At 60.5% G+C, this 25,863-nt stretch carries 30 protein-coding genes; 4 read left to right on the forward strand and 26 right to left on the reverse strand.

Annotated features, from left to right (window positions below):
* Positions 1-102: 102 nt before the first annotated feature.
* The 5 genes from ABFB52_RS21385 to ABFB52_RS21405 all read right to left on the reverse strand — a co-directional run bounded on the left by ABFB52_RS21385 (position 103) and on the right by ABFB52_RS21405 (position 3,130).
* The gene (locus ABFB52_RS21385; protein ID WP_129972527.1) at positions 103-597 is read right to left on the reverse strand and encodes a hypothetical protein; all 495 of its coding nucleotides are present in this window, start codon (positions 595-597) and stop codon (positions 103-105) included.
* Positions 590-1,330 (reverse strand): alpha/beta fold hydrolase, encoded by a 741-nt coding sequence (locus ABFB52_RS21390; RefSeq protein ID WP_129972526.1) that lies wholly within the window; start codon positions 1,328-1,330, stop codon positions 590-592. Before ABFB52_RS21390 ends, ABFB52_RS21385 begins: the two co-directional genes overlap by 8 nt.
* Before the next feature lie 22 nt (positions 1,331-1,352).
* Complete coding sequence (locus ABFB52_RS21395; protein WP_346836104.1) at positions 1,353-1,832, reverse strand: PAAR domain-containing protein; 480 nt, start codon at positions 1,830-1,832, stop codon at positions 1,353-1,355.
* Complete coding sequence (locus ABFB52_RS21400; protein WP_085745044.1) at positions 1,829-2,491, reverse strand: hypothetical protein; 663 nt, start codon at positions 2,489-2,491, stop codon at positions 1,829-1,831. Before ABFB52_RS21400 ends, ABFB52_RS21395 begins: the two co-directional genes overlap by 4 nt.
* Before the next feature lie 159 nt (positions 2,492-2,650).
* Entirely contained in the window at positions 2,651-3,130 is a 480-nt protein-coding gene (locus ABFB52_RS21405) for a GNAT family N-acetyltransferase (protein ID WP_085607298.1), read from the reverse strand.
* A 111-nt stretch (positions 3,131-3,241) separates the two neighbouring features.
* On the opposite strand from ABFB52_RS21405, the gene ABFB52_RS21410 reads away from it, so the two are divergent.
* From ABFB52_RS21410 to ABFB52_RS21425, 4 genes are all read left to right on the forward strand, one after another.
* Positions 3,242-3,910 (forward strand): HD domain-containing protein, encoded by a 669-nt coding sequence (locus ABFB52_RS21410; protein WP_129973714.1) that lies wholly within the window; start codon positions 3,242-3,244, stop codon positions 3,908-3,910.
* A gap of 82 nt (positions 3,911-3,992) precedes the next feature.
* Positions 3,993-4,337 carry a hypothetical protein gene (locus tag ABFB52_RS21415; protein WP_039770633.1) on the forward strand — a complete coding sequence of 115 codons (345 nt, stop codon included), beginning with the start codon at positions 3,993-3,995 and terminating at the stop codon, positions 4,335-4,337.
* 52 nt (positions 4,338-4,389) lie between these two features.
* Complete coding sequence (locus ABFB52_RS21420) at positions 4,390-4,644, forward strand: hypothetical protein (RefSeq protein ID WP_011335416.1); 255 nt, start codon at positions 4,390-4,392, stop codon at positions 4,642-4,644.
* Between the two features lie 87 nt (positions 4,645-4,731).
* Entirely contained in the window at positions 4,732-5,112 is a 381-nt protein-coding gene (locus tag ABFB52_RS21425; RefSeq protein WP_074688089.1) for a Rho termination factor N-terminal domain-containing protein, read from the forward strand.
* A gap of 60 nt (positions 5,113-5,172) precedes the next feature.
* Here ABFB52_RS21425 and ABFB52_RS21430 read toward each other — a convergent pair whose 3' ends face one another.
* From ABFB52_RS21430 to fabF, 21 genes are all read right to left on the reverse strand, one after another.
* A complete protein-coding gene (locus ABFB52_RS21430; protein ID WP_129973713.1) occupies positions 5,173-6,102 on the reverse strand; it encodes a PfkB family carbohydrate kinase in 930 nt (309 codons plus the stop codon).
* Positions 6,095-7,561, reverse strand: coding sequence for a cytosine permease (locus tag ABFB52_RS21435; RefSeq protein WP_129973712.1), 1,467 nt, complete (start codon positions 7,559-7,561; stop codon positions 6,095-6,097). The genes ABFB52_RS21430 and ABFB52_RS21435 overlap by 8 nt, the downstream gene beginning before the upstream one ends.
* Positions 7,562-7,782: 221 nt before the next feature.
* Positions 7,783-8,781, reverse strand: a complete 999-nt coding sequence (locus tag ABFB52_RS21440; protein WP_129973711.1) for an ADP-ribosylglycohydrolase family protein — start codon at positions 8,779-8,781, stop codon at positions 7,783-7,785.
* The gene (locus tag ABFB52_RS21445) at positions 8,778-9,491 is read right to left on the reverse strand and encodes a GntR family transcriptional regulator (RefSeq protein ID WP_129973710.1); all 714 of its coding nucleotides are present in this window, start codon (positions 9,489-9,491) and stop codon (positions 8,778-8,780) included. Before ABFB52_RS21445 ends, ABFB52_RS21440 begins: the two co-directional genes overlap by 4 nt.
* 283 nt (positions 9,492-9,774) lie before the next feature.
* The gene (gene araH, locus ABFB52_RS21450) at positions 9,775-10,743 is read right to left on the reverse strand and encodes an L-arabinose ABC transporter permease AraH (protein WP_045121626.1); all 969 of its coding nucleotides are present in this window, start codon (positions 10,741-10,743) and stop codon (positions 9,775-9,777) included.
* A 12-nt stretch (positions 10,744-10,755) separates the two neighbouring features.
* Complete coding sequence (gene araG / locus ABFB52_RS21455) at positions 10,756-12,300, reverse strand: L-arabinose ABC transporter ATP-binding protein AraG (RefSeq protein WP_129973709.1); 1,545 nt, start codon at positions 12,298-12,300, stop codon at positions 10,756-10,758.
* Positions 12,301-12,356: 56 nt separating this feature from the next.
* Entirely contained in the window at positions 12,357-13,361 is a 1,005-nt protein-coding gene (locus ABFB52_RS21460; protein WP_129973708.1) for a substrate-binding domain-containing protein, read from the reverse strand.
* Between the two features lie 143 nt (positions 13,362-13,504).
* Entirely contained in the window at positions 13,505-14,323 is an 819-nt protein-coding gene (locus ABFB52_RS21465) for an SDR family oxidoreductase (RefSeq protein WP_011335425.1), read from the reverse strand.
* A 270-nt stretch (positions 14,324-14,593) separates the two neighbouring features.
* The gene (locus tag ABFB52_RS21470; RefSeq protein WP_129973707.1) at positions 14,594-15,469 is read right to left on the reverse strand and encodes an SMP-30/gluconolactonase/LRE family protein; all 876 of its coding nucleotides are present in this window, start codon (positions 15,467-15,469) and stop codon (positions 14,594-14,596) included.
* Positions 15,470-15,494: 25 nt separating this feature from the next.
* Positions 15,495-16,211, reverse strand: coding sequence for a FadR/GntR family transcriptional regulator (locus tag ABFB52_RS21475; protein ID WP_007950814.1), 717 nt, complete (start codon positions 16,209-16,211; stop codon positions 15,495-15,497).
* Between the two features lie 103 nt (positions 16,212-16,314).
* Positions 16,315-16,875: a DUF1285 domain-containing protein gene (locus tag ABFB52_RS21480; protein ID WP_085647452.1), complete on the reverse strand. Its 561-nt coding sequence runs from the start codon at positions 16,873-16,875 to the stop codon at positions 16,315-16,317.
* Positions 16,876-16,890: 15 nt separating this feature from the next.
* The gene (locus ABFB52_RS21485; protein ID WP_007950810.1) at positions 16,891-17,496 is read right to left on the reverse strand and encodes a DUF4823 domain-containing protein; all 606 of its coding nucleotides are present in this window, start codon (positions 17,494-17,496) and stop codon (positions 16,891-16,893) included.
* A 122-nt stretch (positions 17,497-17,618) separates the two neighbouring features.
* Positions 17,619-18,587 (reverse strand): radical SAM protein, encoded by a 969-nt coding sequence (locus ABFB52_RS21490; RefSeq protein ID WP_102717081.1) that lies wholly within the window; start codon positions 18,585-18,587, stop codon positions 17,619-17,621.
* A gap of 138 nt (positions 18,588-18,725) precedes the next feature.
* On the reverse strand, positions 18,726-19,364 hold the full coding sequence (locus ABFB52_RS21495; RefSeq protein ID WP_007950805.1) for a TetR/AcrR family transcriptional regulator: 639 nt from the start codon (positions 19,362-19,364) through the stop codon (positions 18,726-18,728).
* Between the two features lie 341 nt (positions 19,365-19,705).
* Positions 19,706-20,491, reverse strand: a complete 786-nt coding sequence (locus ABFB52_RS21500; protein ID WP_102717080.1) for a TatD family hydrolase — start codon at positions 20,489-20,491, stop codon at positions 19,706-19,708.
* Positions 20,492-20,506: 15 nt separating this feature from the next.
* Positions 20,507-20,863, reverse strand: coding sequence for a PilZ domain-containing protein (locus ABFB52_RS21505; RefSeq protein WP_007950801.1), 357 nt, complete (start codon positions 20,861-20,863; stop codon positions 20,507-20,509).
* A 42-nt stretch (positions 20,864-20,905) separates the two neighbouring features.
* Positions 20,906-21,889, reverse strand: a complete 984-nt coding sequence (locus ABFB52_RS21510; protein ID WP_085745056.1) for a DNA polymerase III subunit delta' — start codon at positions 21,887-21,889, stop codon at positions 20,906-20,908.
* Entirely contained in the window at positions 21,882-22,514 is a 633-nt protein-coding gene (tmk, locus tag ABFB52_RS21515) for a dTMP kinase (RefSeq protein WP_007950797.1), read from the reverse strand. Before tmk ends, ABFB52_RS21510 begins: the two co-directional genes overlap by 8 nt.
* 19 nt (positions 22,515-22,533) lie before the next feature.
* Complete coding sequence (gene mltG, locus ABFB52_RS21520) at positions 22,534-23,715, reverse strand: endolytic transglycosylase MltG (RefSeq protein ID WP_129973706.1); 1,182 nt, start codon at positions 23,713-23,715, stop codon at positions 22,534-22,536.
* A gap of 3 nt (positions 23,716-23,718) precedes the next feature.
* Positions 23,719-24,534 (reverse strand): aminodeoxychorismate lyase, encoded by an 816-nt coding sequence (gene pabC, locus ABFB52_RS21525; protein ID WP_129973705.1) that lies wholly within the window; start codon positions 24,532-24,534, stop codon positions 23,719-23,721.
* Entirely contained in the window at positions 24,534-25,778 is a 1,245-nt protein-coding gene (fabF, locus tag ABFB52_RS21530; RefSeq protein WP_007908259.1) for a beta-ketoacyl-ACP synthase II, read from the reverse strand. The genes pabC and fabF overlap by 1 nt, the downstream gene beginning before the upstream one ends.
* Positions 25,779-25,863 lie beyond the last annotated feature (85 nt).

Genomic DNA, 25,863 nt, shown 5'->3' on the forward strand with positions numbered 1-25,863 from the left:
CCTCCCAGATGGAAAATCTCAATATGTAATTTTGCATCCCATATTTTGGGATTCGAATTCCTAAAAAATCGGACAGCTAGCTGAGCAGCAATCGCAGCCCGTTTAAAACTTATCGATCTCTCTTAACAGATCTGCCGTTGGAACCTTCATGTCCTCCGACAAATATATTTTATAGGAGTAGGAATTAATTCTGACCTTACAGACAATAGACTCTCGGCCCACTAATAAAGACCTCAACGCCTCACCTTCAATGATTTTTTCACTGGTATCGTTTTTTCTTTCGAAAAATAAAACATCCGCCCTGAAAACCGGCCCGGCACTTGAAATTTCAGGCTCGATAAAACCCTCTCCATATCTACCCGCAGAGTGAGTTGCCGAAAAATCAAAATCGCCCTCAAAAGAACACATCAGCGTCTGGCTTATTTTTGATTTGAAAAGATTGACAACATCAACATCGGACGAGAAACGCACCTGATAAATGGCCCTATCCAAATAACGTTCAACACCAACGTATTGTAAATGAGCAATGGGCTTGCCATGATTTATCGCACAGGAAGTGCAAAGCAAGAAAGCCATGCATAAAATTATATTACGCACATTTCCGTCCTTTAAAATGAGTAACAACAACCTGCATCAAAGCGTCTCTGGCCGAGATGCCACTTTGCAGGACTGATGTGTAGATAACCCAGGCATCGGCGTGATTCACATTCACTCGCCCGTTCATATTGGGCCCACTTTTCATATCCCATTGCTCTCCAAAATCGGCTACGAGATCGGAAAAATTCCAGTCTTTGGCATCGGCTCTGACGTTAACCCAATATTCCGCCTTCGGCTTCGGTTCCTGACGGTAGATGCTAGAACCCCCCCACACGATTTTTCCTTCGCCAACCGGATCGAGTGTAACCAGACACGGAATTCGATACCCCTTATCAGTCAATACAGCTGACAGGTGCGCACCATTCCAACCGCCCAAGCTATGCCCAATGATATATACAGGCGTGGTCACATCAGCAATCTTCTCCAGCACATTCTTTTTCAGATCATCATCACTAATAAAATAGTTATAACCAATATGGTGGGCATCATAATTATCAGAACAAATACCCTCAGCCTCCATATCCCTAACGAACACCTTCATGACGTCAGCAACGTTATTATTGGGGCCTGTGCCGTAATAACTTTCTTTATCACCCGCACCACCCACAAAAAACAGAACAATCTTTTTGGGAGTGATCGTGGCCTGCTTGACTGTTCCGTCCGTTTTGCAGGTCAGGTCGTGGGGCACGACCAGTCTTTTACACCCTTTCAGAGCAGGATTTTCAGCTGTCATACGTTTCCTACTCCACGAACAGCTAGATCGACTCAGGCAAATGCGAACTCACCGTATGGGTGAAGCCCGCGTCATTGGTTACGCCGTGCTCCACGCTCCCATCAGCGCGTTGAATCGCGTAAGGGTGATTTGGCATGGGCTCACCAGTAATTTCGTTAATCACCTGCATCCGATCATTGAAATGCACCGGCATCGGCAACAACCCACTAAACGCCGCCCCTCCCCCGCTCTGTCCAATAATCACCGTCCCCGACCCACCGACTACGACATTGCCATGCCCGCCGGTGCTGTCGAGCATCGCGGCATTCAGGCCGTTGATGAAGACCGTGGCGGAAACACCGCCGGTGATCGGGCTGCCGCACGCCGATTTATCGGTCATTCGCGCAGCGGGGAGTCCGTCGAAGAACACGTCCGGCGAACCGGAGACGATCGGGTTGTTGCCGTGGCCCGGCAGTGGGCAGGCGGTTGGGTCGGTGACGCGTGCAGCGGGTTTGCCACTCAATTCAAAGCTCCTTGCTTCAGAGGTTCCGGGTGAGGCTGATAGAGATCGACGTCGGTCGCGGCGAAACGCCAGCGGTTGTCGACGGAATCAAACAGCGCGTGACAATGCTCGCGGCTGTTCGGAGGTGTAAGGGTTTGCAGTTGTTGCCAGGCTTCATCGGCAAACCAGTTCAACTCGGCGGATGTAGCGTCGTCGAGTTGGTTGAGCCAGGTGTTGTAGCCGGTCAGTCGATGCTGGTCGTAGGTGGTTTGCAGCAGCTCGGCCATCTGCGGGCCGAGTTCCAGATAACGCTCGGCTGTCCAGCGGCCGGTTTGCGAGTAGACGTACCAGCCCATCGGCGACAGCACGCTTTGGTGGAAAATCGATTGTCCCGCAGGCGCGACAAAACCGCAGCACACGTGCAGGGTCAGCCAGCCTTGATGTGCATCGATGAATCCGTTCGGATCGAACGTGCGCAGCGGTATCACGCGGTAGTCGTCGAAGCCCGCACTGCGTGACATCAGCTCGGCATCGAGGCGCGAGACAAACGCACGGATGGCCTTGCCCCCCAGGCGGTTGAGGGTGCAGAGGATGTCCACCGGTTGGCGGTTCGGGTTGTCGCTTGAGCCGAGGTTTTTGACCAGGCCGTACAGACGGATCGACGCCCGTAGTCCGCTCATCGCCGGTCACTCGTTGACGCAGCGAAGGCTCCACGGGCGTGGAGAAAGAGTGCCAGAGGCATTGCAGGTGTCGTCCGTGAGCGCGCAAAAATGGCGCGTAGAATGCCGGACCAGAGCGGTTTGGACAATCGAATCAGCAATCAGATTGCCACTATTTGTTCAGCCCTCGGCAAATTCGCGCAATACCTTGCCATCCATGCGATAACGCACCCACTCTTCCTGCGGCTGGGCGCCGAGGGATTTGTAGAATTCGATGGCCGGGGTGTTCCAGTCCAGCACGCTCCATTCGAACCGGCCACAGTCGTTGGCGCAGGCGATTTTCGCGAGGTGGCGCAGCAGGGTTTTGCCGGCGCCGCCGCCCCGTTGTTCCGGAGTGATGTACAGGTCTTCGAGGTACAGGCAGTTGCTGCCCAGCCAGGTCGAATAGCTGAAGAAGAACACCGCAAAACCGATCGGTACTCCGTCGCGCAGGCAGATCAGACCGTGGGCCGTGGCGCCTTCGCTGAACAGGCTGCGCTCGATGTCGGCGACGCTGGCGATGACTTCGTGACGGGCCTTTTCGAAGTCTGCCAATTCGGTGATGAACGCGAGGATTTGCGGTGCATCGCTGGGGGTCGCCGGGCGGATTTCGATCGTCATGGACGGGCCTTGTCGGAAAAAGGAAAACGCCATACTAAGGCGGCGCGCGGCGCTCGTCACATGGCAATCCACGGATTAGGCTAGCGCGGCCGATGACTCGCAAGGACTCCCATGAACAATCTCGTTTTTTCACCTCTCACGGAGCTCGCCGCCGAACTGCTGCCCCACGCGCTGGAACCGTCGGAAGACGGCGCTCATGATCTGTCGCATCTGCAACGGGTCTGGCACAACGCGCGCACCTTGCAGGCCGACGAAGGCGGCGACCTTGAAGTCCTTCTGGCAGCGGTGTTGCTGCACGATTGTGTGGCGGTGGAAAAGAACTCGGCGCTGCGTTCCCAGGCTTCGCGTCTAGCTGCGGACAAAGCGTCAAAGGTGTTGGCAAACCTGAACTGGCCCGAAGCCAAAATTGACGCCGTCACCCACGCCATCGAAGCCCACAGCTTTTCCGCCAACATCACCCCGCTCACGCTCGAAGCACGTCTGATGCAGGACGCCGACCGTCTCGATTCCCTGGGCATGCTCGGTGTCGCCCGCACCTTTTACATCGCCGGGCGCATGGGTAGCGCGCTGTACGACCCGCGAGATCCCGAGGCCCGGGAAAGGGACTACGACGACAAGCGATTCTGCCTCGATCATTTCCAGACCAAACTGCTGCACCTCGCAGACGGATTCCAGACCGTTGCCGGCCAACGTCTGGCACAGCTACGCCATCGACGCTTGAAAGATTTTATGGAGCAATTCAAGGAAGAGATCGGCCTCGAAAGCACTCAGCCCTTCTGAACCGTTCGTCGATCATCAGGCACCAATCTTTCACGAGGGCAGACCAAAAGGAGGTAAGGATTTCAATCACTGGAGACACTCTATGATCTCGTCAAGGTTGACTGCGCTCGTATTCGCTACCCTCCTCAGCCCGGCGGTATTCGCCGCCTCGACTACCGCTGCCGGTACCGGGCCGACCGATCCGGTTACCCAGCCAAGAGCACCCGCCATCAACAGCGCCCCCGGTATGAATACCGACGGCTCGGGTGTTCCGCTGATCAATCAGCCACCCGCGACGGGAACTGATCCTCGCACCCAGGGCAGCGATCCTGGTCGTCAGGGCGGGATGAACACCCCCGACGCTCCGGCCGCCCCCGACAACGCAGGCCCCGGCGTCGGCTCGAAAACCACCACGGGTGGTTCGGGCTCTGAAGGCGCAGGTCAGTGAACCGTGCTTCATCCACGCAACGTGTCTTATCCACTTCCCTGAAGAGGTAACCATGAACGTCGATAAAAACCTGGAAAAAGAAGTCCTCACCCGCCTTTTGCATGCCCACCCGAGCGGCCTCGGCAAAGAGGTGCTGGACAATTATCGCGGCGAGAAAGTCGTGGCCAGTGCCCTCGCTGCCCTGCAGGAGCGTGGACTGATTCATCACGGACACATCACTTGCAATGAAGCGGGAGAACATTCGCTGAATCTGCCGATCAAGCTCAGCGCTGCGGGTGTGGAAGCGGCGCGTAAACTCGATACCTGACGCTTGCGGTCACTGGCGCATGCAGTGTTCGAATGCATTGCCTGCGCCGGTCATTCCGAGATTTATCCAGCCACCAGGAGACTCGCCATGCCTCGTGGAAGCAAAGCCAAATACACTGAAGAACAGAAGCGCAAAGCCGAACACATCGAAGACAGCTATCAAAACAAAGGGATGTCCAAGGACGAAGCTGAAGCCCGCGCTTGGGCGACTGTGAACAAACAGTCCGGCGGCGGCGAGAAGGCCGGAGGTTCCGGGCGCCGGAAACCTGCCAGCGCCAAGGCCGAGGATCGCAAGGAATCAGCGCGGCGCGCGGCGGTGAGTCGTGAGGGACATTCGCGCGACAGCAAGGCTTCACGCGAAGTGCAGACGGTCGACAGCCTGCGCAAGGAGGCCCGGGAGCGGAAAATCCCCGGGCGTTCGTCGATGCGAAAGGATGAGTTGATTGCGGCGTTGCGCAGAGCCGGCTAGGTCCAGACTGGATGTAACGGCTGAAGGCCTTATCGATGGCAAGCCAGCGATTGCGATCGTTCAGTCAGTGCATTTTTTGCTGATCAGCACATCAACCTCGGCCGTGCCAGGAGCGGTCGCCGGGCCCCAGCGAGTGACCGCTAACGCAGCCGCAGCGTTGGCGCGCCTTGCGGCTTCGTGAGCTGCCAGCCCTTGCGCCAGCCCGGCCACAAATACCCCGGCGTGCGCATCGCCCGCGCCATTGCTGTCCACCGCCTGCACCTTGAAACCTGGCACATGCTGACGTTCACCGCGCTGATGAATCCAGCAACCCTGCGGACCGTCGCGCACGACCATCAGCACCTCCCGTGGCAGGTGCACGGTCAATCGGTCCAGCGCGGTTTCGATGTCCGCCGCGCCCGTGAAACGCAGCGCCTCGACACTGTTGCTGGTCCACACATCGATGCGCGGCAGCAATGCCTGCATCATCGGTGAGTCCGGCGATTCCACCAGCGGGCCAGGATCGAACACCACGTTGATCGTCTTCGGCAGCGCCAGCGTCCAGTCCAGCAACGCCTGGGCCTTGCCGCTGTGCAGCAGGCTGTAGCCGCTGACGTAGACGTAGTCCCCCGTCTCGGCGGCGACGCTGTTCAGCTCCGCCGTCGTGACCTCGCCTTCCGCACCGATGTAGGAAATGAAACTGCGCTCGGCCGACGCATCGGTCAGCGCCACGCAGATCCCGGTGTCACGTTCTGCAGGTTGTTCGATGCCGATGCGGATGCCTTCGGCGTTCATCGCCTGCCGTGCCAGATCACCGAAACGCCCATTGCCATGACGGCCGAGATAGACCACCGGCAAGCCGTTGCGCGCAGCGGCAGCCATCACATTGAAGCCGCCGCCGGCTTCGAAACTGGCGGACTGCGCCAGCACGTCACCGCCGATTTGCGGCAGCGCCTCCACGGCCATGACCAGATCGATGATGACCTGGCCGGTGTGCAACATCTTAGGCATGAGCATTCTCGGATTGCGCAGCGCGGCGATCTCTCGCCCCGCCGAGTACGAAGTAAATGCCGCCGGCGACCACGAACGTCACGATCCAGCCAAGGCCGTTGTGGCCCAGCCAGGAGTCGGACAGGAAGCCCTTGAACCAGACGTTCTCGGCGGTGGTGCCGATGGTGGTGAAACTGAAGCCCAGCACGATCGCGATCGCCCACGCGCCGAACGCGCGCCACTCGATGCCGCCGCTGTACCAGTAGGCGCTGCTCGGGCTGACGTCGAGCAGGTCTTTGGGGCTGTAGTAGTGACGGTGAATCAGGTCGACCACGAAGATCCCGACCCACGCGGTGATCGGCACCGCCAACAGCGAAATGAAGGTAATGAACGGGCCGTAGAAGCTGTCGGCGATCAGCATGAAGTAGATCGAACCGGCGAAGATCGCAACGATGTCGACCACCACCGCGTACACGCGTTTGACCTTCAGGCCGAGGGTCAGCGTGGTCAGACCGGCGGAGTACACCGACAGGTTATTCGACAGCAGCAGGCCTCCGAATGCGGTGATCAGGTACGGCACGGCCATCCACGTTGGCAGCATGTCGCGGATCGCCACGATCGGGTCAGTGGCCGAAGCGAGGTCGTTGTTGCCCACGGACAGCAGGCCGCCGAGGGTGATCAATAGCACCAGCGGAATCCCCGCGCCGAACGCCGCCGAAGCCACCAGGCGCACGGCCTTGACGCTGCGATGCTGATAGCGCGACATGTCGGCGCCGGCATTCGCCCAGCCGATCCCGGTGCCGGCGGCCATGGTGCCGATACCGATGATCATCGCGCTCATCGGCGCCGGCGTGGCGTTGAACACCGCGCTCCAGTCGATGGTCGCGCAGAGGAAGCCGCCGACCAGAATGTTCAGCGCGCCGAACACGTAGGTCGCCCACTTCTGGATCACCAGCAAGGTGGCGTGGCCGAGGCCGGACACCGACAGGGTCAGCAGCACGAAAATCGCGATAAAGATCAGGGTCAGCACCGGCGCGCTTTTGGCTTCCACCGGCGAGCCGAACAGGATCGAGCACAACGACAGCAGCACGAACGCGGCGGTGGTGGTGTTGACGGTTTCCCAACCCAGACGCGATATCAGCGACACCAGCGTCGGGCCGATATTGCCGCGCACACCGAAGATCGCCCGCGACAAAGTCAGGCTCGGCGCACGACCGCGACGACCGGCAATCGAGATGATCCCCACCACCGCGAACGAACCGGCAGCGCCGAGGATGGCGACGATGATCGCCTGCCAGATCGCCAGGCCGCGAAACGCAACCAGCGTGGCGCCCAGCGGCAGGCCGAGGATGGAAATGTTGGCCGCGAACCAGACCCAGAACAGTTGCAGCGGATGGCCGTTGCACTCGCCTTCCGGCACCGGTTCGATGCCCCGGGTTTCCAGTTGCCCGGCGCTTTGCCCGGCGTTCGATGAACTCATGAAAAATGCTCCTGTTTGCCTTTATTGTGGTTGTGGCAATGACGCAGAACGACAAGACATCCCGCCCGTCCTGGGCCTGTCTGCGCGATCCATTGCGGGTGAATATTCAAGACTTGTGGTGCGGCCATCGCTGGCAAGCCAGCTCCCACAGGTTCGAAGTGAACCTTGAGGTTTGCACGGTCCCTGTGGGAGCTGGCTTGCCAGCGATGGCGTCAGTCCAATCAACGCAGGGCCAAAAGCCCCTGCACCAACGGTTCCAGCTCCAGACCATTGACGGCCTTCACCGTCTCGATCATCGGCGCCGGCCAGCTCTGCAGGCCCAGGCAGGCCCCGAGCATGGCGCCGAGAATCGCGGCGATGGTGTCGGTGTCGCCACCCAGGCTCGCGGCCATGCACAGCGCATCGAACGGCGTCATTTCACCGACCGCGACTTGCTGAGCGAGGGCGAACGACACCACCACCGATTCCTGCGACGCCACCGAGGTTCCAATCACGTCGTACAGCAGATCCGCGAGCAACACCGGGTCGCTCTCGACACTGATGCTGCGCGCCCAACTGATCCGCGACGCAATGCGCCCGCCGGCCACCCAGTGCCCATGAGACTCCGCTTGCTGGGCGATCTGCTGGCCGAGGTTCAGCGCCTCACCCAGATCCAGACCGTTGATGCCGGCCGAGACCACCGCCGCCACCGCCGCCGCGCTGGATATCCCCAGGGTAGTGTTGTGAGTGACCTGACAGGCCTGCACCACCGCCGCAATGAAGCGCTCGGGGTCGGCGACATCCGCCGCGATTCCCACCGGGGTGATGCGCATCGCTGCGCCGTTGGTGGTGCCGTAGCGCCCCGCCTCTTCCGGCGAGTGGCCGGCGAGGATCATTTCGATTGCGCGTTTGGTCGAGGGGCCGAGCAAGTCCTGCGAGCCCTTGGCCTGCATCTCGGCTTCCCATTCGATCAGCCGTTGCGCGAGCACCGCCGGTTCGATCCGGCCCTTGCCTTCAACCAGCAACTCGCCGACCAGAATCGCCTGTTCGGTGTCATCGGTAATCGAGCCCTTGGGCATGTTCGCGGCAATCGGCTGCAAGGGGCCGGCGTCTTGCAGATCAGTGATCTGGCCGAAGCGCTGCTTGATGGTTTCGCGGTTCAGGGATTGGGTCGGCATGCCCAGCGCGTCGCCCAGGGCCAGGCCGTAAAACGCGCCCAAGGCACGGTCGAGGGCGGTCATTTCGATTCTCCAAATTGCAGGTGCAGACGGAAATGCACCGGGTCGAGCAGGCTTTCGACCTGCTCCATGAAGCGGTTTTGCCGATCGTAGGTGGTGCGCAGCGCCTTGAGGAACACCGTGCCTTCGGGACGACCGAGCAGTTCGGCATCCACGGCGTTGAGCGGTTCGGCACCGATCCACTGATCGCCGCGCTCGCCGATGTAACCGTAGGCGGCCAGGGTGATGGTCAGGGAGTTATCGATCAGGCCCACTCGCGGCAGGCTTTCCAGGCCTCCGCTGGCGGGCATCAGAGAGCGTTCAAGGGACACCGCCGTACCATCGTTGGAACGGCGGCGACGTTCGAGAAGAATGAATTGATCGGAGCCGAAACGCGCAAGCAGATCCGCACGAGTCACGGCCTCCAGACGCAGCACGTCGGTATTGATTATCGCCCCGCTGTCGGCCAGGGCCTGGGCCCAGCCGCTGCGCTGGTCGAGCACCACACCGTCAAACGTGACGATGGAGCCGACCCCGCTCTGCGTGGCGATGTAATTGCGCCGCTTCAGTTCGGCCAGCGCTTCGCGCAACGTGCCACGGCTGACGTTGAATTCCTGAGCCAACTGATGCTCGCCGGGCAACAGAAAGCCGTCCTCCATGAGGCCGCTTTCGATGCGTCGGACGAGCTCGTCGACCACCCGTTGTTTCTTGTCAAATCGTACCTGTCTAATCATGTACAAATTGATAACCGAAACGGGTTGAGACGGGCAAGGGAAATTTTGGGTGGGGTGACGGAAGGCGGGAAGATCAAGAGCGCCCTCATCGGAACGCCGCCCGCCTAGCCCTCTCCCGGAGGAAGAGGGAACTGAATGGGGGATATTTGGGAGATACGCCGACCTGAGCCCGCTCGCTGAATCCATAATCGACTGAATTCTTCAGGTCAACGTAGAGCGCAAGACACCTCGGTCAGCTCCCTCTCCCTCCGGGAGAGGGCGGGGGGTGAGGGAGCTTTTGATCTCAGCGCTGTTTCAGACGGTCGATAACCACAGCCAACAGCAGAATCGACCCACGAATCACATACTGATAAAACGTGTCGATATTCTTCAAGTTCATCGCATTCTCGATAATCGCCAGAATCAAGACCCCGGCAATCACATGCCGAATCATCCCGATCCCGCCGCTCAACGAAACCCCGCCCAGTACGCAAGCCGAAATCACCGTCAGCTCAAACCCCTGCCCGATCATCGGCTGCCCTGAAGTCATCCGCGAAGCCAGAATCACCCCCGCCAACGCACCAATAACCCCGTGCACCGCAAAGATGATGATCTTCGTACGGTCAACATTCACCCCCGCCAGCAACGCCGCTTCCTGGTTGCCACCAATGGCCATGGTGTTGCGCCCGTAGGTCGTGTAATTCAGCAGCCAGCCGAAAAACAGGAAGCAGACGATGGTGATCAGGATCGGCACCGGCACGCCGAACAACTGGCCGTTGCCGAACACGAAGAACGATTCCTGGGACACGCCCACCGCTTTGCCGTTGGCAAAAATGTAGGCCAGGCCACGGACGATCTGCATGGTCGCCAGCGTCGTGATCAGCGCATTGACCCGCAACTTGGCGATCACGATGCCGTTGATCAACCCGACGATCAGGCCCATCACCAGCGCGGCGCTGACGCCGAGAAACACGCTGTTGGTGTCACGCATCACCACCGCCGCAACCACCCCGGCGCAGGCAATCACCGAACCCACCGACAAGTCGAAATGCCCCGACGCCAGGCAATACAACATGGTGCACGCGGCGATCCCGGTAGTGGAAATCGCCAGACCCAGGCCACGCATGTTCAGCGGCGAGAGAAAGTTGTCGATCAGCAAGGTGCAGGCGATAAAAATGCCCACTGCCGCCAGCAGCATCACCCAGTCATCGAGGAAGCGCCGCATATCCAGAGGTTTGCGCTCGGTCGGCAGGGTTTCGTTTTGGGTTGTCATCATAGTCACCTCTCAGTTCGCCACGCCGTCAGCGCGGTGGCGCGGCAAAGCCAGTTGCAGCAGGTTGGATTCGTTGGCCTGGTCGCGGCTGACTTCGCCACGCAGGGCGCCCTCGCACAGCACCAGAATGCGGTCGGAAATGCCCATCACTTCCATCAGATCGCTGGACACCACGATCACCGAAATGCCGTCCGCGGCCAGGTTATGGATGATCTGGTAGATCTCGGCCTTGGCGCCGATGTCGATGCCCCGGGTCGGTTCGTCGAGCAGCAGGACTTTCATCGGCATCGACAGCCAGCGGCCGAGAATCGCCTTCTGCTGATTGCCGCCGGACAGGAACTTGATCTGTTGCCCGGCATGGGGCGTTTTCACTTTCAGGGCCTTGATCTGTTTCTCGGCATTGCCCTTTTCCCAGATCCCGCGCAGCAGGCAACCGAGCCCGGAGTTCGCGCCCCGTGCACTGATGTTGATGTTCTCGGCGACGCTGGCGAGCGGGATGATGCCTTCCTTCTTGCGGTCTTCCGGGCACAGCAGAATCCCGGCGGCGATCGCATCGCGCGGCGAACGCAGTTTCAGTTCATGGCCGCGCAATTCCAGACGTCCAGCGGTGTTGCGCTCAAGACCGCTGAGCAGCCGGAACAACTCGGTGCGCCCTGCCCCGACCAGTCCGAACAGCCCCAGAATCTCGCCTTTGTGCGCATCGAAACTGATCGGCTCGCGCAGGCCCGGGCCAAGCAATCCATCGACTCTCAGCGCCACGGCACCGCGCGGGCGACCGCGATAATCGTAGATGTCCTGAATGTCGCGCCCGACCATGCAGGTCACCAGTTGATCGTGGGTCAACTGGCTCATGTCGTCGAAGGTGCGCACGTAGCGACCGTCCTTGAACACCGTCACCGCGTCGCAGATGCGGAACACTTCTTCCATGCGATGGGAGACGTAGAGCACCACTTTGCCTTCGTCGCGCAGTCGGCCGATGATCGCCATCAAGCGGTCGATTTCCCTCGCCGAGAGGCTGCTGGTCGGTTCGTCAAAGGCAATTACATGCGCGCCACGGGACAATGCCTTGGCGATTTCAACCAGTTGCCGCTGACCGAGGGACAGGCGTCCGACCTTGGTTTGCGGGTCGATTTCATCGGCCAGGCCTTTGAGGCAGGCCAAGGCTTGCTGGCGCAGCGCGCCGCGATTGATCAAGCCGAAACTGGCCGGCAGGTGACCGAGAAACAGGTTCTCGGCCACGGTCATTTCCGGCACCAGATGCAGCTCCTGGTGAATCACCGCCACGCCGCTGCCGATGCTGTCGGCGGTGGACTTGAAGGCCATCGTCCGCTCGCCGATCTGCAGCTCGCCGCTGCTCGGAATGTAGGCACCGCCGAGGATTTTCAGCAGGGTCGATTTGCCGGCGCCGTTCTCGCCCATCAAGGCGTGAACCTGCCCGGGGTGAGCGACGAAACTGATGCCGTCCAGCGCCTTCACGCCCGGGAAGGTCTTGCCGATCCCGTTGAAACGCAGGCTGCCGCTGGCGCTGTGTTCTTGTGTCTGTACTTGCGCGTGCATTTAAGCCACCTCATCACACCGTTCAAGCGGCCCGGCTGCCCGGGCCGCCGCTGCCGTCAGTTCCACAGGCCGATCTTCTCCAGCTCCTGCTTGAAGTTGTCGCGGGTGATCAGGGTGACGTCGTCCATCGCGGTGTACTTCGGTGGTTCTTTGCCGGTGGTGACCCACTCGTGCATCATCTCGGCGGTCTTGTAGCCTTCGATGTGCGGGCTCGGCAGCATCGAACCGTAGAAGCCGCTGTTGGGCTTTTTCAGTTCGCCGATGGCGTCGGTGCCGTTGATGCCGATGCCGATCACATTGGCCGCGGCAAACCCGGCGGCTTCAGTGGCGCGCACGCCGCCGAGCACGGTGTTGTCGTTCATGCCGCCGATGATCAGGTTCTTCGCCGCACTCGGCAGCTTGACCAGCGCCGAGTTGGTGGCGTCCATGCTGCCCGGTACGTCGAGGGTTTTCAGGGCGGCGGTCAGAATGTGATCTTTCGGCATGCCCGCGTCTTCGAGGGCCTTCATTGAGCCATCGGTGCGCTTCTTGCCGGTGTCGAGTTCGTTGTAGGTGTTGACCACCGCGTAGGTGTCTTTCCAGTCCCAGTTACGCTTTTTCGCCTCGGCGGCCATGGCGGCGCCCTGCTTCTGGCCGACTTCGAACGCGGCCATGCCGAGGTACGGCACGTCTTCCATGAACTTGCCATTGGCGTCGACGAAACGGTCGTCGACGGCGATCACTTTCAGGTCATTGAGCTTGGCCTTGGCCATGATCGCAGGGCCGAGGGACACGTCCGGCGGGCAGATGACGAAGCCCTTGGCGCCGTTGGCCGCAAGGCTGTCGATGGCCGAGAGGGTTTTCTCGCCGTCCGGCACGGCGATCTTGATCAGCTCGAAGCCTTTGTCTTTGGCAGCTTTCTCGGCGAAGGCCCATTCAGTCTGGAACCACGGTTCTTCGGCCTGCTTGACCAGAAACCCGATCTTCACCGGATCGGCGGCCAGCAGCGCACTGCTCAGGCTGAACGCAGTGACCGCCAGCGCGGTACTGCACAGGGTACGAATCCCGAAACGACGTTTCATAAGCAGACTCCTTGTTATTTTTCTTGAGCGTTATTTGAAAAACGTTAAAGCGGTCGAAGCGTTTCCTGCTAATCATGACGACAATAGTCATATCGTATGATGATTGAATTTCAGGCGGACCTTTCCACCTGAAATCCGGATTTTCAGTCGTGGTACATCACCGAGCGGCCACCATCGATGGTGATGCACGAGGCGTTGATGAACGGCGCTTCATCACTGGCCAGGAATACAGCAGTCATTGCCACTTCGATCGGTTGGCCGATGCGTTTCGGTGGGTGCAGATCGAAGGCGCGCTGACGTTCGGCGTGTGGGTCGGCGAAGCCGTTCCAGTAATCGACGTTGAGCTGGGTTTCGATGTAGCCCGGGGCGATGGCGTTGACGCGAATGCCTTTCGGCGCGTACTCGATGCCTAGCGCGCGGGTCAGCCCGAGCAAGCCGTGCTTCGCCACCGGGTACGGGAAGCAGCCGGGAATAATGTTGGTGGAATGGGTCGAGGCAATGTTGATGATGCTGCCGATGCCCTGCTCGATCATCTGCGGCAATACGGCTTTGCAGCCATACCAGGCGCCGTCGAGGTCGATGGCGAAGCAGCGCTTCCAGTCTTCTTCGGTCATTTCCAGCGGATCGCGGAACACGTTGACCCCGGCGCAGTTGACCAGCACGTCGATGCGACCATGCAGCTCGATGGCCAGTTTGGCCATGGCGTGCAGATCCTGCTGACGCGAGACGTCGGCCTTGATCGCCTGCACATCGGCGCCCTGCTCGCGCCAGTGCGCGGCGACTTTCTCGACCTTCTCGGCCTGGATATCGCTGATCACCAGTTTGGCCTGCTGCGAGGCGAAGGTCGCGACGATTGCTTCGCCGATGCCTTGGGCGGCGCCGGTCAGCAGCACGACCTTGTTTTTCAGGCGCTCGCCTTTTGGTGGCTCGGGCACCGGTGGCAGGGACAGAGGTTCAGCCATGAATCAGGACTCCTGTTCGAAAGCATAAAAAAACCGGGCATCTGACGATGTCCGGTCTGGAAGGCTTATGGAACAAAACAGGCGCGCGCACGCCGCGGTACCGAAACGGCCCGAAGCGCTGACTCCGCTGTGGAGTGCGATGAAAATTCGCTGCATCACTTCACCTGTTTTGTTCTTTTTAAGTGTGAGTGCGTGTTACTGCTGGAGCCGACTATAAACCCGACCGCCAAATAATCTCAATATATAATTTTGCATCCCATATTTCGGGATTTAACCAGCGAATCGCGTACAGAGCTTTCCGGCGACGTCCACTCGCAAAGACAGCACGGCGCCGTCCAGCGGGTGGTTCAGCGGACTTTTAGCGCTGGTGATGTACAGGGTTTTCAGGTCGGCGCCGCCGAATACGCAACTGGTCGGACGGCTGATCGGCAGATCGATCTTGCGGTCGATCTGGCCATCCGGTGTCAGGCGCAGCAGACAGCTGCCGTCCCAGCGGGCGTTCCACACGTAGCCTTCGGCGTCCATCGCCGAACCGTCCGGACCGCCGGGCTGATCGGAGCTGTACCAGGGCTGGGCGGGGTCGAGGTTGCCGTCGGTGTGGATGAAGTAGCGGTACAAAGTGCTGTCGAGGCTGTCGCCGAACAGCAACGTGGTGCCGTCGTCGCTCCACAGCAGCGTGTTGGGAATGCCCAGGCCGCGCAGCAATGGCGTGACGCGTTTATCCGGATCAACCCGGAACAGACCGCCGGACCGACGCGTGATCGGCAGATCCTCGCCCTGCTCGCCGATGTTGTTTTGCATGGTGCCGAGCCACAAGCGGCCCTGGCCATCGCAACGTGCCTCGTTGGCGCGGTTGCCCGGTTGCGGATCGGCTATGCAGAACAGCGTCAGTCGCGGCTCAAGTCCGGGGGAATCGAGATCGAGCCGGTAGACGCCGCTGCTCAGGGTCACCAACGCGTCGCCGCTGGCGCAGGGAATGAACGCCGAGACGTGCTCCGGCATCTGCCAGATCTGCACGTTCTGCCCGATCAGGCGCAGCGCCTGCTTTCCGGCGACGTCCACCCAGTACAGCGCCTGGGTCGGCGCATCCCAGAACGGGCCTTCGCCCAGTTGCGCCCGATGTTCTGTCACCGCAGTCCACGTCATGCAACCTCCTGTCTTGTTGTTTTTGTCAGCTGGCTTTTTTGTCGGCCATCACCTGCGGGTAGAACCGCTTGATGGCCAGGTCGGCATTGTCGATCAGGGTCATGCAGGCCCACACCCCGCGCGCGGCATCCCGGGCGGCGATGGCGTCGGCCATGTCTTTGTGGATGGGCAGAGTGCGGCGCAATTCATCGGGATCGGCCGCAGAAACTTCGAAGGACACGGCGAGCAATGCGCCGAGGGCCGGCACCATTTGCTCGATGAATTGATTGTGGCTGGCGGCGAGAATGCATTCGTGGAAGAACTGGTCAGCACGGTTGTAATCGATACCGCTGTCCACTGCCCGTTCCAGCGCGTTGTAAGCCTGCTGCACCGCTTGCACCTGTTCCACGGTCGCCCGCTCGCAGGCCCAGCGCACCGCCATCGGTTCGATGGTGCGGCGCAGGTCGAGCAGGTCATCGACGAAGTTTTCCGGCAGGCCGCTGCGCGACAGCCAGCCCACGACTTGCGGATCGAAAAGGTTCCAGCGTTTGATCGGCAACACCCGCGTGCCGACTTTCGGCCCGACTTCGAGCATGCCTTTGGCGACGAGGGTCTTGATGGCTTCGCGGATCACCGTGCGGCTGACACCGAGCTGCTCGCCCAGATCGGCCTCGACCTTGATCGCCTGCCCCGGCTTGACCTGGCCGGCGGCAATCCAGGCACCCAGCCAGTCAACCGTTGATGCGTGGAAACTGCTCGACATGGACACACCCGAAGCCGTTCGCTGTGGGTGCCTACGCTAATCATCATACGATTGAGAGTCAACGACAAAAAACCGCAGCCTGCTTTCGCAGACTGCGGTTTTTTTAAGGTTCGAGGCCGATGCGGAAGAACTCGCCACCGCTCCAGACGCCGAGCCAGCGCTGGCCATCAATTTCACGGCTGACAGCCAGCTCGACCAATTGGTAGAACACGTTGCGGTGGATCAGCGCTTCGAGATTGGTGCGTACATGCACGTAAGGCGCAGGTTCTTGCGTCGCTGGATCGATCTCGACCCGGATCGGATGCTCCGGGCCGGCTTCCGTTGTTTCATCGACGTTGGTGGTAAAGCGCAGCAGTTGCGCCTCACCCTCGCCTTCCACCTCGACGGCAATCGCCACGAATGGCGCGTCATCGACCTTGATCCCGACCTTCTCCACCGGAGTAATCAAGAAATAATCATCGCCGTCGCGGCGGATGATGGTGGAGAACAGCTTGACCATCGGCTTGCGCCCGATCGGCGTGCCCAGGTAATACCAGGTGCCGTCACGGGCGATGCGCATGTCGATGTCGCCGCAGAAATCCGGATTCCACAAGTGCACCGGCGGCAAGCCTTTGGTTTTGGGGATTTGCCCCAGCAGGTCATTGGCTTTTTGCGGGCCACTCATGGCGTACTCCTTGAATTACTGGTCCCCGACGCCCAGCAGGCTGCGCGCGTACTGCGCAAGCGGTGGGCCGATCAGGTCTTCGGGCTTGTTGTCGTGGAACGTCAGTAAACCGCCACGACTCTTGATCCGTGCAGTATCAATCAAATACTGGGTGCTGGTCTCGATCAACATGATCTGAATCACGCCGCCGTCGATACCGAGGCGATCCACGGCTTCCTGATCCAGCCACTCATCGGAGTTGCCGATGCGGTCGTCGGCCTTGGCGAAACGGGTGTACAGCAGGTAGTGGGCACCGGCGTCGCGGGCTTCGCCCATCGCCTGATCGAGGCCTTCCGGCGCACGGGCGCGGCGGACCATCGGGAAGTACTCGACGAAGCCTTTGAAGGCCTCTTCAGCCACTACGTTGGGCCGCGGGTAAGAACCACCCGGCGGCGCGAACGAGCCTTGCGCAATGTAGATGAACGAATCCGGCTGAATGCGGAAGTTGTTTACGCGACGGCTGTCGCTGTGGTCCAGCAGCCCCGCGTCGCTCATCTGGTAGCGAGTCCCTTCGGCCATGTCACTGACAGTCATACAGCCGCCCAGCGCCAAAACGGCCAGCAGCAAAACCAGGCTACGCATCCTAATCCTCCAGAAGCCGGTGACGGAAAACCGGCGAATGGCCGTAGGATGCAGCTTTTGCGCCAGTCCTTGGAAATGTGCAGGTATCCGCTTTGAAATAAGACTTCGCGGCTAAACCGGGTTCAGCCGCCGATGATCTTCATGACGGTGGCGCCCCCGGAGAACGCGACTTCCTGCTTGTCGCCCAACGCCTTGACCAGCAGTCGCTGCAACGCCGGCAGCGCCTCGTGACGTGGTTTGTCGAGCAGGTCACCGACGTAGTGGCGGTTGCTCGACGACAGGCAGCCATGCAGCCATCCGGTGGACGACAGACGCAGGCGCGAGCAGGTTCGGCAGAACGGCACACTTTCGTTGGCGATAACGCCGAAGTTGCCCCTACCGGGAATCGCATAGCGAACCGCCGTGGCGTCCACCGGCGCGTCGGTTTGCGCGTACTCGTAATGTTCGCCGATCAGGCTAAGCAGCTGTTGCAGGCTGACGAACTGTTGCAGGAAGGCGTTGGAATCAGTGGCCAGGTGGCCCATGCGCATCAGCTCGATGAAACGCAGCTCGAAGCCGCGCTCGAGGCAGTAATCGAGCAGCGGCATCACCTGGTCGAGGTTTTGCCCGCGCAACGGCACCATGTTGACCTTGATCTTCATCCCCGCCGCTGCCGCCTGATCCATGCCATCCAGCACGGTGGCCAGATCGCCGCCACGGGCAATGCTGCGGAACGCGCCGGCGTCCAGGGTATCGAGGGAAACGTTGAGGCGTCGCAGGCCGGCATCGACCAGCAGCGGAAGTTTTTTCGCCAGAAGTTGACCGTTGGTGGTCAGGCTGATGTCTTCCAGGCCCATCCTGCCGACGGCGCTCATGAACGATTCGAGTTTGGGGCTGACCAGCGGCTCGCCACCAGTGATGCGCAGGCGCTCGATACCCGCGGCTTCGATCAGATAAGCCACGCCGCGTGCCATGGCCTCGGCCGACAATTCATCCTGCGCAGCCACCAGCCGCTTGCCGTTGGGCACGCAGTAGGTACAGGCATAATTGCAGGCTGAAGTCAGACTGATCCGCAAATTGCGAAAACGCCTGCCTTGACGGTCAACGATCATGAAGCACTCCGGCGATGGAAAATCGAGCGGCTAAAACTTGACTCACAATTCAAGTTTTAGCAAGCCCTATGCCTGAGTATATTCCTGCGGTACTGCGCCATGTAGCGAAAAACACGGCGCATAAGGCAACTGAATGATTCAGCTGCTTGGCGTTTCAGGGTCGCGCTTGCGCTTGTTGCCCATGCGCACACCGATGTCCATCAGGAACTGGAAGAAACCTTCCTGATCTTCCAGCACATTGCTCCAGAACGGCGAGTGATACAGCGCCACCGCGCCGTGCACCAGCGCCCAGGATGCGCAGTAGTGGAAGTACGGCGGCACGTCTTCGAGCTTGCCTTCGCTGATGCGGCCCTTGATGAGCAGCGTCAGGCGTTCGAAGTTCGAGGCACGGATCTTGTGCAGCTCCTCGACCATCTCGGGCACCTGATTGCCCTTGACCACCTTCTCTTCCAGGCGATCGAACAGGCGATAGCGCTGCGGATCACGCATGCGGAATTCAAAGTAGGCACGGGACAGCGCTTCCTTGTCCTTGTCGACATCGGCCGAGTGCAACAGCTCGTTCAAGTCGCGCTCGTAATCGAGCATCAGGCGCAGATAGATTTCGGCCTTGGACTTGAAGTGCTTGTAGATCGTGCCTTTGCCGATACCCACGGCATCAGCAATCATCTCGACGGTGACACTGTCTTCACCTTGTTCGAGGAACAGCTTGAGCGCGGTATCGAGAATTTCTTGCTCGCGGCGACGAAACTCACGGACCTTACGAGGTTCTTTGTGCATAAGAAAAGGTCTGTAGGGGTCAAAATTCGAAGCCGCGTATTATGCCTAACTTGCGCAAAAATGCACGGATCATCCGACCATATCTGTGTTTCTTGTTCATTTCACGAACGTTTCGGGGGGAATGAGAACATAACCGAAGCGAACGTATTCCAAATTTGTTTAAAAACCCCGGCCGGCCAACTGGACTCGGCGCCAGACTGATCAATACTTGAACTGTCGGGCGACATCTCCCCCAAGTGTCGCGCCGGTAAAGGTACCAAGGGACCGCGTGCCTTTGTTTTACTCCTAATGGTCTTAACCCGGATTCACCCCCCAGAACCCGGGTTTTTTTTGCCTGCGATTCAGGCTTTTACATGCGCCAGCGGAAACAGTCGCTTGAAGTTCTCGGTGGTCTGCTCGGCAAAGCGCTCGTAGTTCTCGCCGCGCAGCATCGCCAGAAACTCTGCCACTTCCCGCACGTATTGCGGCAGGTTCGGTTTGCCGCGATACGGGATCGGCGCCAGATACGGCGAATCGGTTTCCACCAGCAGGCGATCGGCCGGAACCTTGCTCGCCACATCGCGCAGCGCATCGGCATTGCGGAAGGTGACGATGCCCGACAGGGAAATGTAATAACCCATGTCCAGCGCCGCCTTGGCCATGTCCCAGTCTTCGGTGAAGCAATGCAACACACCGGCCTGGGGCAGCGCGGCTTCGCGCAGCAGCTCGAGCGTATCGGCACGGGCGCCACGGGTGTGGATGATCACCGGTTTGCCAGTCTGCTGTGCTGCTTGCAGGTGCAGACGGAACGATTCCTGCTGCAGTTCGGCGGCTTCCGGCTCGTAGTGGTAGTCCAGACCGGTTTCGCCGATCGCCACCACTTTCGGGTGATTGAGCTCGTGCACCAGCCAGTCCAGCGCCGGCGCCGCGCCCGGCTGCACATCCAGCGGATGCACGCCAACCGAGCAATCGACATCGTCGTAACGCTCAGCGAGGGCTTTGACGTCGGCCGCGTTGTCGGCGCTAACGCCGATGCACAGGAAGTGTCCGACCCCGCGCTGACGGGCCGCATCCAGCGCGGCATCCAGGGAACCGTCGTGAGCGGCTAGGTCGAGGCGATCAAGGTGACAATGGGAATCTACGAGCATAAAAAGGACTGCAACTTACATCGTATGAGTGGGACGGTCGGACTTCAGGGCTCCGGCCAGATGAGTTTCGATGCGACTGCGCGCGGTGTTGTCGCCATCGTTGAATTGCACGCCGACGCCCGCTGCGCGGTTGCCTTGGGCGCCTTTGGGGGTGATCCAGGCCACTTTGCCGGCCACCGGAATCTTCTCCGCCTCGTCCATCAGGTTCAGCAGCATGAACACCTCGTCGCCCAACTTGTAGCTCTTGTTGGTCGGGATGAACAGGCCACCGTTCTTGATGAACGGCATGTAGGCGGCGTAAAGGACCGACTTGTCCTTGATGGTCAGGGACAAGATGCCGTTACGCGGCCCCGGGCTGACAGGTTCATTCATGTTGACCTCCACTGCTGATGTTCAGAGTCTAGGTACACATTCTTATCTTTGACCAGGCAAGCTCGCCCATTGCACCAGCAACGCTTCCAGCAGCAACGCCGCATTGAGGTTGGCCTTGCTCAGGACTTTCTGACGCTGGGCGAGGATCCAGTCCTGAATATCCAGCACTTTAGGCTGAGCACTTTTCTGCGCCAGGTACTGCACGACCTTGCGCATATCGGTCAGGCCAAGGCCTGCTTCATCCTGGGTCAATTGATAGCGCAGGATCAGGCTCGACCAGTCGCAGAACCAGTCGAACAGCCGCAGCATCGGAATGTTTTTCCACTCCTCGGCCAGTTGCGTCGGCGATTGCTGCTGCTTGAGCAGCTTCTTCACGCCTTCGACAACCTGCGAACGCTGTTCACGCACGCCCTGCCCCTGCAACGTGACGGCGGCCAACGGCGAGCCGGCGGCCAGGGTCAACAGTTCGACCCGTTCGTCTTCGGAACATTCCGGCAATGCCTGAGCCAGCCATTGCAGGCTCATGGATTCGCTCGGCAGCGGACAGGCCTGCTGCACGCAGCGGCTCTTGATGGTCGGCAACAACCGGCTCGGCTGGTGGCTGACCAGCAGCAGCACGGTATCGCCGGACGGCTCCTCAAGGCTCTTGAGCAAGGCGTTGGCGGCGTTGATGTTCATCGACTCCACCGGTTCGATCAGCACCACCTTGCGCCCGCCCAGTTGTGCGGTCTGCACCACGAAACTGACCAGATCACGCACCTGGTCGACCTTGATCGCCTTGTCCGCTTCCTCCGGTTCGAGGATGTAATTGTCCGGGTGGCTGCCGGCCTTGAGCAGCAGACAGGATTTGCACTCGCCGCAGGCTTCAGGCGTCGGACGCTGGCACAGCAGGCTGGCCATCAGTCGCTCGGCCAGCGCGCGCTTGCCGATCCCGGCCGGCCCGTGCAGCAGATACGCGTGGGCATGCTGAGTGCGACCGGCCAGTTGCTGCCAGAGGCTGTCCTGCCACGGATAGGCCTCAGCCACGGCTCAGCTCCAGCAAATTCGGAATCAGGGTATCCAGCGATTGTTGAACCTTGGCCAACGGCTGACCGGCGTCGATCCGCACGTAACGCGCCGGATCGGCTTCGGCGCGCTTGAGGAAAGCACTGCGTACGGCCTCGAAAAACTCACGGCCTTCCAGCTCGAAACGATCCAGACGACCTCGGGCGCTGGCTCGGGCCAGGCCGATTTCCACCGGCAGATCGAATATCAGCGTCAGGTCGGGACGCAGATCGCCCTGCACGAAAGTCTCCAGCGCCGCGATGCGCTCCAGCGACAAGCCGCGACCGCCACCCTGGTAGGCGTAAGTCGAATCGGTGAAACGGTCACACAGCACCACCGCACCACGGGCCAGTGCCGGTCGAATGACTTCAGCCAGATGCTGGGCACGGGCGGCGAACACCAGCAACAGCTCGGTGTCCGGGTTCATCACTTCGTCGACCGGGGCCAGCAACACCTCACGAATGCGCTCGGCCAGCGGCGTACCGCCGGGCTCGCGGGTCAGCACCACTTCGATACCGGCGGCGCGCAGGCGCTCGGCGAGGTATTCGCGATTGGTGCTTTTGCCGGCGCCTTCCGGGCCTTCCAGGGTAATAAACAAGCCAGTCACAGGCAGTCCTTAATCAAAGTCATTGCGTGTTTTGGGGAGCGGAGGCTTCCGGTTCCGGCGTCGGCGCAGGCGCTTGAGCGGGCGGCTGCGGCAACGATTCCGGTGCAGTATCGGGTGAGGCGGCAGGTATCGCCTCCTCGGCTGCCGGCGCGGCCTCGGGCGCTGTTGCAGGCGCCGGGCTCGAGCGGTAATCCGCGCGCCGCTTGAGCTGGTATTCGCGCACCGCGTTGTTATGCGCGTCCAGATCATCGGAGAACACGTGGCTGCCATCGCCACGGGCAACAAAGTAGAGACTGGTGCCATCCACCGGGTTGAGGGCGGCGTGAATGGCTTCACGTCCGACCATGGCGATCGGCGTCGGCGGCAGGCCGGGAATCATGTACGTGTTGTACGGCGTGGCTTCCTTGAGATGCGCACGAGTCAGTTTGCCGTTGTAGCGGTCACCCAGGCCGTAGATCACCGTCGGATCGGTCTGCAACTGCATGCCCAGCGCCATGCGCCGCACAAAGACGCCGGCAATCTGGCCACGCTCCTGAGGCACGCCGGTTTCCTTCTCCACCAGCGACGCCATGATCAGCGCCTGATAGGGCTCGGTGTAAGGCACGTCGGCGGAGCGTTTTTCCCACTCCTTGGCCAGCACTTCGTCGAGGCGGTCGAAGGCCTTTTTCAACAGTTCGGTATCGGTCACACCGCGCACGAAGCGGTAGGTGTCGGGGAAGAAGCGGCCTTCAGGGAACAGGCCCTTGTGACCGATTTTGGCCATCACATCACTGTCGCTCAGACCGTTGAGGGTCTGCTCGATCTTTTCATCTTTGGCCAGCGCGGCGCGCACTTGATGGAAATTCCAGCCTTCGACCAGGGTCAGGCTGTACTGAACCACATCGCCGCGCTTCCACAGGTCGATCAGGCCGTTGACGGTCATGCCCGGCTGCATGCGGTATTCACCGCTGTGAATCGGCGTGCCGGCAAGGTTGAAACGCCAATAGACCCGCAGCCAGAACGCGTCCTTGATGACGCCATCGGCTTCGAGTCCAAGAAAAGTACGGGTCGGGGTGGATCCCTTGGGCACATCCAGCAGTTCTTCCTGCGTGATGTTCAGGGGCTGTTCCAGCGCCGAATGAATCTTCCAGGCGCTGGCGCCCAACAGCAGCCCTGCCAGAACCAGTCCGGTTTCCAGCAGCAGCAAAAGTTTACGTCTCACGAATCAGGCATCCAGTAGCGCGCGGGCAATGGTTTGCAGTTTACGGGTGAGCGGGCCAACCGGCCAGCTCAGAGCAGCACAGGCGCGTACCGGCCAGACGCCATACACGCTGTTGCAGACAAAGACTTCATCGGCCCATTGCAGCTGTTCGAGGGGGATGTCGGTGATTTGCACGGGGATGCCCAGGGACTCTGCCTGAAACAATATTTCTGCGCGCATCACCCCGGCCACGCCGCAGCGTTTCAGGTCCGCCGTGATCAGCACACCGTCACGCACCAGAAACAGATTGCTGAACACGCCTTCGATCACCCGACCGGCCTGATCGAGCATCAAACCTTCGGCGTGTTCACTGTCCTGCCATTCGGCGCGGGCAATAACCTGTTCCAGTCGATTGAGGTGTTTGAGCCCGGCGAGCAACGGCTGTCTGGACAAACGCGTGCTACACGGAAACAGGCGAACGCCCTGCTCGGCGTGGGCCGCTGGATAAGCGGCGGGAGGATTGCCTTGCAGAATGCGTCGGCCCTGCGCTGAAGGATCCGGCGCATAACCGCGCAATCCGTCGCCACGGGTGAGGATGAGTTTGAGCACGCCCTCGCCCATCGCGGCGGCATAGGATTGCAGCTCATGGCGAACCCGCTCGATGTCGGCTGCGATGGCCAGACGCGCACAGCCGTCGGCCAGACGCGTCAGATGCCGATCCAGCAGCAACGGCTGACCGCTACGCACGGCGATGGTCTCGAACAGACCGTCGCCGTAAGCCAGGCCGCGATCTTTCAGCGACAGAGCGTCAGCCGGCAGACCGTCGACCCAGCAGTCCATCAGCCGGCGAACCGACGGAACGCCAACGTGCCGTTGGTGCCGCCAAACCCGAACGAGTTGGACAGTACGACATCGATATCCATGTTGCGCGCGGTGTGCGGCACGAAATCGAGGTCGCAGCCTTCGTCCGGCTCATCGAGGTTGATGGTTGGTGGCGCCACCTGGCTGTTGATCGCCAGCACGCTGAAGATCGCCTCGACCGCGCCCGCCGCACCCAGCAGGTGACCGGTCATGGACTTGGTGGAGCTGACTGCCAGCTTGTAGGCGTGATCACCGAACACCGACTTGATCGCGTTGGCTTCAGCGAGGTCACCGGCCGGGGTCGAAGTGCCGTGGGCGTTGATGTATTGCACTTGATCGACGTTGATCTTCGCATCGCGCAGCGCGTTGGTGATGCAGCGCGCGGCACCAGCGCCGTCGGCGGGTGGCGAAGTCATGTGGAAGGCGTCGCCACTGGTGCCGAAACCGATCAGCTCGGCGTAGATGGTCGCGCCACGGGCCTTGGCGTGCTCGAGCTCTTCGAGCACCAGGGCACCGGCGCCGTCGGACAGTACGAAGCCGTCACGGCCCTTGTCCCACGGACGGCTGGCGCGGGTCGGCTCGTCGTTGCGGGTCGACAGCGCACGGGAAGCACCAAAGCCGCCCATGCCCAGACCGCACGCGGCCATTTCGGCACCGCCGGCAATCATCACGTCGGCTTCGTCGTACATGATGTTGCGCGCCGCCATGCCGATGCAGTGCGTACCGGTGGTACACGCTGTGGCGATGGCGTAGTTAGGCCCCTGTGCACCCAGGTGGATGGACAGGAAACCGGAAATCATATTGATGATCGAGCCAGGCACAAAGAACGGAGAAATCCGGCGCGGGCCAGTCTCGTGCAGCGTGCGGCTGGTTTCTTCGATGTTGGTCAGACCGCCGATACCCGAACCCATGGCCACGCCAATGCGTTCACGGTTGGCATCGGTGACTTCCAGACCGGCATTGCGTACGGCTTGAAAGCCGGCCGCCAGACCGTACTGAATGAACAGGTCGAGCTTGCGCGCTTCCTTGACCGACAGGTATTCCTCGACATTGAAGCCCTTTACCGAGCCGCCAAAGCGGGTGGAATAGGCAGAAAGGTCGGTGTGTTCGATCAGACCAATGCCACTGCGGCCAGCCAGAATGCCCTGCCAACTGCTCGGCACATCCGTGCCCAGTGGCGACAACATACCCATACCGGTGACTACGACGCGTCTACGCGACACAGCACTCTCCTTTTTCAAATGACGACTTTGCATCAGGCCTAAAGAAAAAACCGCACGCCATGATGGCAGTGCGGTTTTTCCATGA

This window comes from Pseudomonas sp. 9.2(2024) (assembly GCF_039695385.1).
In the GTDB taxonomy this organism is placed as follows: Bacteria; Pseudomonadota; Gammaproteobacteria; order Pseudomonadales; family Pseudomonadaceae; genus Aquipseudomonas; species Aquipseudomonas paraglycinae.